The sequence below is a fragment of the Candidatus Zixiibacteriota bacterium genome (genome assembly GCA_034003725.1).
Taxonomy (GTDB): domain Bacteria; phylum Zixibacteria; class MSB-5A5; order GN15; family FEB-12; genus WJMS01.
In genome coordinates, this window is record JAVEYB010000007.1 from 185,955 (window position 1) to 194,484 (window position 8,530).

At 55.4% G+C, this 8,530-nt stretch carries 11 protein-coding genes; 1 reads left to right on the top strand and 10 read right to left on the bottom strand.

Annotated features, from left to right (window positions below):
- Positions 1 to 63 precede the first annotated feature (63 nt).
- Positions 64 to 738, top strand: a complete 675-nt coding sequence (locus RBT76_09905; protein MDX9858095.1) for a PEGA domain-containing protein — start codon at positions 64 to 66, stop codon at positions 736 to 738.
- A 643-nt stretch (positions 739 to 1,381) separates the two neighbouring features.
- On the opposite strand, the gene RBT76_09910 is transcribed toward RBT76_09905, so the two are convergent.
- The 10 genes from RBT76_09910 to RBT76_09955 all read right to left on the bottom strand — a co-directional run bounded on the left by RBT76_09910 (position 1,382) and on the right by RBT76_09955 (position 8,023).
- Complete coding sequence (locus tag RBT76_09910; GenBank protein ID MDX9858096.1) at positions 1,382 to 1,819, bottom strand: hypothetical protein; 438 nt, start codon at positions 1,817 to 1,819, stop codon at positions 1,382 to 1,384.
- A gap of 184 nt (positions 1,820 to 2,003) precedes the next feature.
- Positions 2,004 to 2,447: a hypothetical protein gene (locus RBT76_09915; GenBank protein MDX9858097.1), complete on the bottom strand. Its 444-nt coding sequence runs from the start codon at positions 2,445 to 2,447 to the stop codon at positions 2,004 to 2,006.
- Between the two features lie 5 nt (positions 2,448 to 2,452).
- Positions 2,453 to 3,046 carry a hypothetical protein gene (locus RBT76_09920; protein ID MDX9858098.1) on the bottom strand — a complete coding sequence of 198 codons (594 nt, stop codon included), beginning with the start codon at positions 3,044 to 3,046 and terminating at the stop codon, positions 2,453 to 2,455.
- Positions 3,047 to 3,264: 218 nt separating this feature from the next.
- Positions 3,265 to 3,723, bottom strand: coding sequence for a hypothetical protein (locus RBT76_09925; GenBank protein MDX9858099.1), 459 nt, complete (start codon positions 3,721 to 3,723; stop codon positions 3,265 to 3,267).
- A 356-nt stretch (positions 3,724 to 4,079) separates the two neighbouring features.
- Positions 4,080 to 4,514 (bottom strand): hypothetical protein, encoded by a 435-nt coding sequence (locus RBT76_09930; protein MDX9858100.1) that lies wholly within the window; start codon positions 4,512 to 4,514, stop codon positions 4,080 to 4,082.
- A 605-nt stretch (positions 4,515 to 5,119) separates the two neighbouring features.
- On the bottom strand, positions 5,120 to 5,563 hold the full coding sequence (locus tag RBT76_09935; GenBank protein MDX9858101.1) for a hypothetical protein: 444 nt from the start codon (positions 5,561 to 5,563) through the stop codon (positions 5,120 to 5,122).
- A gap of 147 nt (positions 5,564 to 5,710) precedes the next feature.
- Positions 5,711 to 5,923: a hypothetical protein gene (locus RBT76_09940; GenBank protein ID MDX9858102.1), complete on the bottom strand. Its 213-nt coding sequence runs from the start codon at positions 5,921 to 5,923 to the stop codon at positions 5,711 to 5,713.
- A gap of 320 nt (positions 5,924 to 6,243) precedes the next feature.
- On the bottom strand, positions 6,244 to 6,648 hold the full coding sequence (locus RBT76_09945; GenBank protein ID MDX9858103.1) for a hypothetical protein: 405 nt from the start codon (positions 6,646 to 6,648) through the stop codon (positions 6,244 to 6,246).
- Positions 6,649 to 6,913: 265 nt separating this feature from the next.
- Entirely contained in the window at positions 6,914 to 7,126 is a 213-nt protein-coding gene (locus RBT76_09950; GenBank protein MDX9858104.1) for a hypothetical protein, read from the bottom strand.
- Between the two features lie 300 nt (positions 7,127 to 7,426).
- A complete protein-coding gene (locus RBT76_09955; GenBank protein ID MDX9858105.1) occupies positions 7,427 to 8,023 on the bottom strand; it encodes a hypothetical protein in 597 nt (198 codons plus the stop codon).
- Between the last annotated feature and the right edge of the window lie 507 nt (positions 8,024 to 8,530).

Consider the following 8,530-nt stretch of genomic DNA (forward strand, 5'->3'; position numbering starts at 1 on the left):
GATCGGCCGGACCGCCAGAGCGGCGTCCGCATCGTCAGACAGGACAGGCTGAAGGAGCAACGAATGAAGGCAGCAAAGACGATCAGCCCCGCATACACCGTGCTGTTGGCGGTGACCGCAGCGGCGGTCCTGCTCACCGGGTGCGCCACCATCTTCAACGGCACGCGACAGGAAATCTCCGTTACCAGCGAGCCGCCGGGCGCCTCGGTGTTTGTTAACAACGTATCCTTCGGGCAGACTCCCACCGTGATCGACCTGAAGCGCAGTGAGAAGTACACGGTCCTGCTCGAGCTGCACGGCTTCAAGCCGTTCGAAATGACGTTCGGCCGCAAGCTCAATACGTTCTTCTACGTGAACATCCCGGTCGTCGGCTGGGCGGTCGATGCGCTGAGCGGATCGATGTACAAGCTCACGCCTGCGGAGGTCAAGGCTGTGCTCGAATCCGGCGGTCCCGGCGCTCCGGTGCAGCCGACCATGCCGATGCTGCCTCCGGATTCGACCGGCGCCGTCGCACCGCCCGACGAAGGCGCAACAATCACGCCGCAGCCGGTCGTGCCCGAGCCCGTCCCGCCGGACACTACCGAAGCCGACGATGATGTTGCCGACGACGACAGTACGGGGACCGGCGACGGCACGCTCGAAGCGACGATCGAAGACGGGAAGCTGTACGTGTTTGTTGTCATGGCGCCCGATCCGAACTGGGAAAAGATCGGTCAGTTGGAACGCCTACAAGACTGACAATACGATTATCCGCTCCGTAAACAAAACTGCAAGGGGTGCTGAGGTGGTGCGTCCGGGAACTGCTGCGGCGCGCTGGTGATCCAACCACTCTCAGTTCGACTCCACAAGCACGTGAGCGCTACGCCAGGTCATCTTGCGTAAGTCGCTGAACCACCGTTATTATATCGTTATCGGTTCACCCTGAAAAACGTAAAAAGTCGTCGTACAAGTATCGCTGCGTGTGACTTACGAGGAAATGGCTTTGTTTTGTCATTTTTAGGGGGTCCTCATAGTTCCCTTCCCTTCGGTCGGGACAAATGCCCGCCTGAGAATTGATGAACAGCTTCGGATTTCGGCAATCCGTGAGCATACGGACAGCCCTCCTTCTGTATTAGGGGGCGGCGGCATTTTTTGCATCGGTCCGGTGGGAAAAGTGCGGGGTCGCGCGACGCGCGAGGGCGTACGGCGCGCATGCGAACGGGTGTGAGGCAGGGGTCGCCCATAGCTTGCTATGGGAATCCGCCGAAGGCGAGGATAACCTGACGGCAGTCAGACAAGAAACCGCCGGGCCTTGCAGACCCGGAGGCTTCGCATTATCCCCAAGCACGTCATGCACGATAACGAACAAGCTCTATACTACAGAGGGACTCGAACTCCAAGATCACTCCTCTCGTTTCTCGAACTCAGCAAGCATCTCGTCGATCAAAGCGGCTCTCTCGCGCTGCTTGTCGTCTTCCCAGATGGACTCGAAATACTCGCGAAGGAAATAGAACTCGTCTTCATCCTTTATCTTTCCGCGCTTGATGATCTCATCCGCCTTCCGGTCTGACTCAGCGAAGACCTCATCCAGCCCACTGCCGAACTTCCTTCGCAGAAGTTCGTCAAGCTTAACTTGATCCGCAGGGGGGAGTTGCTTCGCCATGACGAGTGTCTCTCGATAGGCCATCTTAAGGCCGCGCAATCCCCCTCGCTCGAAAGTCTCCACGAGATCTTTCTCGCCAGACTGATAGATCGAACGATGTTCTCCCGGTGTTCTTCTTGCGAGAAAGTCCAGAACAACAAGACACCAGTCAATGATAGTTCGGTACTCTTCCGTCATCTTTCCTCTTCTTTGCCTCATTTCCTCGCTACCATCCTGTGTAGGGCAGGGGTCGCCCATAGCTTGCTATGGGTTCCTCTCGGTGTTCCGTCAGATCCTGCTCGCCGAAGGCGAGTGTGACCTGACGGCGCTCAAACAAGAAACCGCCGCGCCCATCAGACGACCCGGCGGTGTTGCACACTAATCACTGTTTCCTGTATCCATAGCCGTCGCCGAACCTGACGATGATGACAACCGTTCCCCAGATGTCCTTCACCACCGCCGGGTGCCACGTTCTCGGCTGATTCCAGTAGGAGCTGTCAGGATCGAATTTTTTGACATGGCTGGACAAATGGCGATGCCAGGTCGAGTCGAGCGCATAGAAGTCATTCAAGCGCATGTCATGCACGCCATCGATTTGACTGACCGGATACTCCCACGTCCCTTCATGCGACAATTCTCCCCCAGAGTCCGGGCGGTATCGATGTACATACGTGTGATCGGCGTTTATCTCGAGCACCAACTTCCCTCCATCGAGCTCATACGTCCCCGGAATCTCGTTTTCCGCCACACGAGACGTGTCCAGCGACATGCTGCATGAAAGCAGGAGACAGGACGCGACGGTCGTGACTAAGAAGAGAGACTTCACGTTTGTCACCTTCCTAAGATTGGTTCTGTCCACGTAATTGTCTGCCGAGTGGTGCCCATTGGCGTTGGTATCCACGAATGGCGCTCATAACTAGGCATACTCTGATAGCCGAAAGAAGTCAAGCTAGTTGGGTTTGTCAACTCAAAGCGGAGCGACCTGCCCCCATTTACCACTGAGACGTTCACTTTGAAGCTTCCAGTGAAATGAGCAGCTATGTCCAGAGTTCGAGAGGCTTCCCAGATGGACTCGAAACACTCGCGAAGGAAGTAGAACTCGTCTTCATTTTTGATCTTCCCACGCTTGAGAATCTTGTCGGCTTTTCTGTCCGATTCTGCGAAAACTTCGTCCAGCCCACTGCCGAACTTCCTTCGCAGAAGTTCGTCAAGCTTAACTTGATCCGCAGGGGGGAGTTGCTTCGCCATGACGAGTGTCTCTCGATAGGCCATCTTAAGGCCGCGCAATCCCCCTCGCTCGAAAGTCTCCACGAGATCTTTCTCGCCAGACTGATAGATCGAACGATGTTCTCCCGGTGTTCTTCTTGCGAGAAAGTCCAGAACAACAAGACACCAGTCAATGATAGTTCGGTACTCTTCCGTCATCTTTCCTCTTCTTTGCCTCATTTCCTCGCTACCATCCTGTGTAGGGCAGGGGTCGCCCATAGCTTGCTATGGGAATCCGCCGAAGGCGAGGGTAACCTGACGGCAGTCAGACAAGAAACCGCCGGGCCTTGCAGACCCGGAGGCTTCGCATTATCCTCAAGCACGTCATGCACGATAACGAACAAGCTCTATACTACAGAGGGACTCGAACTCCAAGATCACTCCTCTCGTTTCTCGAACTCAGCAAGCATCTCGTCGATCAAAGCGGCTCTCTCGCGCTGCTTGTCGTCTTCCCAGATGGACTCGAAATACTCGCGAAGGAAGTAGAACTCGTCTTCATTTTTGATCTTCCCACGCTTGAGAATCTTGTCGGCTTTTCTGTCCGATTCTGCGAAAACTTCGTCCAGCCCACTGCCGAACTTCTCCCGCAAGACTGTATCGAGTGCCCTCTGACTTTGTATCGATTCTCCTTTTATCTCTTCGATGAAATCTCGATATGCTGCCCGCAAACCTCGAAAGTCACTCCGCTCGAATGCGCGCCTCAAGTTCTTCTTCGTTGACTGATATATCGCCCCGAAAACCTCAGGCCGACGCTCAATCTTGAAATCGATTACGGCGAGACACCACTCCATTACCGCTCTGTGCTCTTCTATTTCTTCGGCACTGTATTTATTCATGGTATCGTTACCACCATCCTGTAAAGGGTGCGAGCGGACCAAACAATGAGTTCGAGGCCTGATGGAACTCAGCCCCTCGCGGGTTCCATTTCGAGACTCCCCTATATCTATTGGCCACCATAGGACTACCAACGCCGCCATAGTAGTCAATGAGCTGCTGTTCTCTGCCTCGGATTGCGGCAGGGGTCGCCCATAGCTTGCTATGGGAATCCGCCGAAGGCGAGTGTGACCCGACGGCGCTCAAACGAACAACCGCCGGGCCCATCAGGCGACCCGGCGGTGTGCTGTGTGCTCTCATGCACATCATACTCAGTGACTGACATGCGCTTTGCTGCAGACGGACTTGATCTCCAACTCTACTCCTTTCGCTTCTCGAACTCGGAGAGAAGGCGGGATATCTTGTCTGCTTCGTCTCTCTTCGTCTCATCCTCCCAAATCTCTTCGAAGTAGTTCCGCAGAAGGTAGAACTCGTCTTCATTCTCAATCGCGCCACGTCTAATAGCCTGTGTGGCAGCGTCGTTGAGATCTCGGATGGCCTCTTGTGTTCCACTGCCCAGCCGCTTACGTAACTCCATGTCGAGTTCGCTTTGTTCGTGCGGAGACAGCTGCTTGGTCATATCGATCAACGCTCGGTATCCCATTCTCAACTCGCGAAGGCTCTTCCTCTTGAACGCTGCTGAGTATCCTCGCTTGAGCAACTCTCCGCCATGGGGATCCTTGGTGGTCAGGTATTCAACAATCACCGAGCACCGGTCGAACAGATCTTTGAGTTCATCATGCATCTGTTTCATCGTCAGACTCCTATCACCAAACGCCAGTATATGGAGCCAACGGTCCGAAATACTCGTTCGATTTATCCCATAGATAGTGACCTGCAGGATTTAAGGGCGAGACCGACCGGATAGAATTGCCAACCCTATGGTTTCCAACGCCACCATAGGAGTCAATCAACTGCTGTTCCCTTCCCCAGATCGCCGAGTATCCTTCGAGACCGGTGCCTGTTGTGTACTTATCAAGCCTCGGACTTCCGAAGCCTTCGGCCCGCTTATGATGTCCTGCAAACCTCTTCAACATGAGCGAGACAGGATCACCATATCCGCTCGTTCGTCCGCAATATACTTGACCTTCCTCGTTTGTCAACGTGTAGGTCAAATAGGACTTGTCCTTGGGTCTCGTACGGGCACGCGCACACGCTTGTACGATGACTATTCGAGTTTTCGCTGAGTTTAGAGCATGCCCCGCTCTGTACCCCACCCGGAGTGAGTCCGCGAACGGCGGGTGGGGCGGGGTGGTCCCCCGCAGCTTGCTGCGGGATCCTGTCGAGCGTGAATACGACCCAACGCCCCCCAAACAAGAAACCGCCGGGTCTCAACAACCCGGCGGTGCTGCAGATTCCTTACTGTTTACTGGCTCCCTCATCGCCGCCCCAGTCCGTGATGATGACAATCTCTCCCCAGAGCGATCTTACCACCGGCGTCTCCCAGATGCGAGGCTTTTCCCAGTAGACACTGTCGGGATCGAACCTCCTGGATCTCCCCCCGATAAGAGTGTGCCAGGTCGAGTCGAACGCGTAGAAGTCGTTGAAGCGAATGTCCTTTACCCCTTCAAGCTGCGGGATAGGATACTCCCAGGTTCCTTCGCACGTCTGCTCTTCTCCCGAGTCAGGTATATACCGGTGGACATACGTGTGGTCCTCGCTGATTTCCAGGACGTGCCGTCCCCAGTCGAATTCGTACCTTCCCGGAATCTCGTTTTCTTTCACATCGTACGTACTGAGCGACATGCTGCATGAAAGCAGGAGACAGCAGGCCGCAACGAATATCGCAACTTGTGTCTTCAAGAACCTTCCCTTCCCTCCACACGCTCGCCACTCAACTCCATCGCGAACTGGCTTATCATCGAGCAGTACAACACCGCTGCGAGAGCCAGGGGTCGCCCATAGCTTGCTATGGGTTCCTCACCAATCAAGCCTCCGACCGAGTCTCCGTCACTCCGCACGCCTCATCTTCCTCAATCTCCCGATGCCCTGGACAAGGAGTTCTCCAGTCATGAGCACCGCCCCAAACGCTATCGGAGTATACGTGCCGGAGATTTCAGGGAAGAAATACATTCTGACAAGCTCGATCGCCGCCAACAGGAGAAACGCCCAAAGGAATCTGAGCGCCCACCGGCGGTCATAGGTAGGTTTTTCACTGAGCATGTTCGCCTCCTCCCGAGCGTTCAGCGATGATCGACTTCCATAATATACAGCCTACTCCGCATTTTCCCAACCGATTCAGGCTTGTAGGGCAGAACCCGAGACCCGCCCGGCTATATGCCCCACCCGGAGTGAGTCCGCGAACGGCGGGTGGGGCGGGGTGGTGCCCCGCAGCTTGCTGCGGGATCTCGCCGTTGGCGAGTGTGACCCGACGCCCCCCGAACGAACAACCGCCGGGACTCAGAGACCCGACGGTGTTCGGAAGTCGTGTCTATATGTTCAGTTTGGTGGCCGCCCAGTCATTGTCTAGCGCGTCCATTCATTCACCTATCCGACGTGAGGATCATCGCTGCGACGGCGCCGACGTACATCACAAAAGGCACAATGAACATGAGCCAACCTCGAAAGCGCCTGGTAGACTTGTCCTCACTGTACCATCTTTCGCGAAACAGTCGATAGTCATCCTCAATAATGTGCTTTCGTCGGTATCGCACATAGTTCGATCCCATCAGCAGCGCAATCACGACCAGCTTCAATACGCCGCTACCTCGAAACGGAATGAGGTCGAGTCTGCCCGCAACCAGAGCGATGTCAAAGATGATCCCAAACTGAATGACCATCAGTATATGAACTGCGTTCATCCACGGCACATCTCCGGGGTTCTTCCTCTTGAAGAAGCAATACGCCCGGTAGAAGATGTAGTCGAATAGTCGGATGAGATTCCTCATTCTTCGAATGCCTCCACTAGAAATCCCAGAGTGGTTCTCCCACCCAATCGTCGAGTCTCTCATTGAGAGACCTTCCAGTAGAATACTCAAATGCAAGGTCAGTCGCGTAGTATCCCCCTGCAATTAGAGCGCCGGCCCCGGTCAATGATCCGGCAGCGAGAACAATCGAGAGGGCGTGCGACGCTCTCATCTCGCCCTCTCCGGCAGGGGTCGCCCATAGCCTGCTGTGGGTCCCTAACCGATCAATCCTCCGACCGAGTCTCCGTCACTCCGCACGCCTCATCTTCCTCAATCTCCCGATGCCCTGGACCAGGAGTTCTCCAGTCATGAGCACCGCCCCAAACGCTATCGGAGTATACGTGCCGGAGATTTCAGGGAAGAAACACATTCTGACAAGCTCGATCACCGCAATCAGGAGAAACGCCCAAAGGAATCTGAGCGCCCACCGGCGGTCATAGGTAGGTTTTTCACTGAGCATGTTCGCCTCCTCCCGAGCGTTCAGCGATGATCGACTTCCATAATATACAGCCTACTCCGCATTTTCCCAACCGATTCAGGCTTGTAGGGCAGAACCCGAGACCCGCCCGGCTATATACCCCACCCGGAGTGAGTCCGCGAACGGCGGGTGGGGCGGGGTGGTGCCCCGCAGCTTGCTGCGGGATCTCGCCGTTGGCGAGTGTGACCCGACGCCCCCCGAACGAAAAACCGCCGGGTCTCAAAGACCCGACGGTGTTGTGTGTTCTTGACTATTTTCGCCGCAGTTCATCGACGGCCTTCGTCATCCGTTAGCCGTATTCTGTCCGGCAGCAGCGCCATCAGCATTCTTCGGTTCCATCTGGACCAGAAGGGACGCGAAGACAAGCACTCCCGCTACCGCAGCGAAGGAGCCCGATGTTCCCACGGCAACCAGATCAGGACCGAGAATAGCTGTGCTGAACAGGAAAACGGCTATCGCATTGCCCACGGCACCACTCACGGCGTAACCGAAGCACTGTGAATCCCGACACGCCTCGACGAATCTTTCCGATCTTGACAGCAGATAGATCATGAAGCCAACCGCAACGAGTGTGCAGTAGGCCATTACCATACCGACAAACACACCGGGCGAAAGCAGCTTCAATGTTATCAGAAAAGCGAACACGGCGCCCCCAATACCGCTTATCAGCAGGCAGATAAGCAGTCTGCCCAGCGTGAGAGCGTTTGAGAACGCGCCTGCAGCGAAGTGTAGGGACATCGTTCGCTTAAGCCGACCTCTATTTTTGAACAGGTAGTACAAGAAAAAGACGGTTGCCCAGAGGGCGGCGAGAATTGTCAGATGTACTACTTCTGAGGGAAGTCGAGTGCACGCGAATCCGATGAGGAGCATGGCACCCATTCCCGTTCCCAGTAAGATCCCAGCGATGTCAGCCGTCGACCACCGTCGAGGGATCCCAGCCCCATCTGCACTCATGCGAATACCTCCTTTGAAACCAAGCAACCAGGTGGTGAGCGCGATCACTCTCCCAATTTTACTCCCACTCGACCCGCTCCATCGAAACCTTGATACGTTGTTATCAGACCAAGTGCAATTACGAAGGCTGGGTGGCCCACCCTTTGGGTGGGTTTCTCCTTCAGTCTGTGCGTTTCTCGACATGGGTAACAGAATAGACTCACTACATGGGTAACACTTATGTGGTTTGTGGTCAACGCCGATTCCTCGATGTGATCGTTGGCAGGGGTCGCCCATAGCCTGCTGTGGGTCCCTAACCGATCAAGCCTCCGACCGAGTCTCCGTCACTCCGCACGCCTCATCTTCCTCAATCTCCCGATGCCCTGGACCAGGAGTTCTCCAGTCATGAGCACCGCCCCAAACGCTATCGGAGTATACGTGCCGGAGATTTCA

Bases quoted from the DNA above. Each gene is read 5' to 3' on its own strand.
- RBT76_09905 (MDX9858095.1), top strand. From the start codon at position 64: ATGAAGGCAGCAAAGACGATCAGCCCCGCATACACCGTGCTGTTGGCG.
- RBT76_09910 (MDX9858096.1), bottom strand. From the start codon at position 1,819: ATGACGGAAGAGTACCGAACTATCATTGACTGGTGTCTTGTTGTTCTG.
- RBT76_09920 (MDX9858098.1), bottom strand. From the start codon at position 3,046: ATGACGGAAGAGTACCGAACTATCATTGACTGGTGTCTTGTTGTTCTG.
- RBT76_09925 (MDX9858099.1), bottom strand. From the start codon at position 3,723: ATGAATAAATACAGTGCCGAAGAAATAGAAGAGCACAGAGCGGTAATG.
- RBT76_09930 (MDX9858100.1), bottom strand. From the start codon at position 4,514: ATGAAACAGATGCATGATGAACTCAAAGATCTGTTCGACCGGTGCTCG.
- RBT76_09940 (MDX9858102.1), bottom strand. From the start codon at position 5,923: ATGCTCAGTGAAAAACCTACCTATGACCGCCGGTGGGCGCTCAGATTC.
- RBT76_09945 (MDX9858103.1), bottom strand. From the start codon at position 6,648: ATGAGGAATCTCATCCGACTATTCGACTACATCTTCTACCGGGCGTAT.
- RBT76_09950 (MDX9858104.1), bottom strand. From the start codon at position 7,126: ATGCTCAGTGAAAAACCTACCTATGACCGCCGGTGGGCGCTCAGATTC.
- RBT76_09955 (MDX9858105.1), bottom strand. From the start codon at position 8,023: ATGGGTGCCATGCTCCTCATCGGATTCGCGTGCACTCGACTTCCCTCA.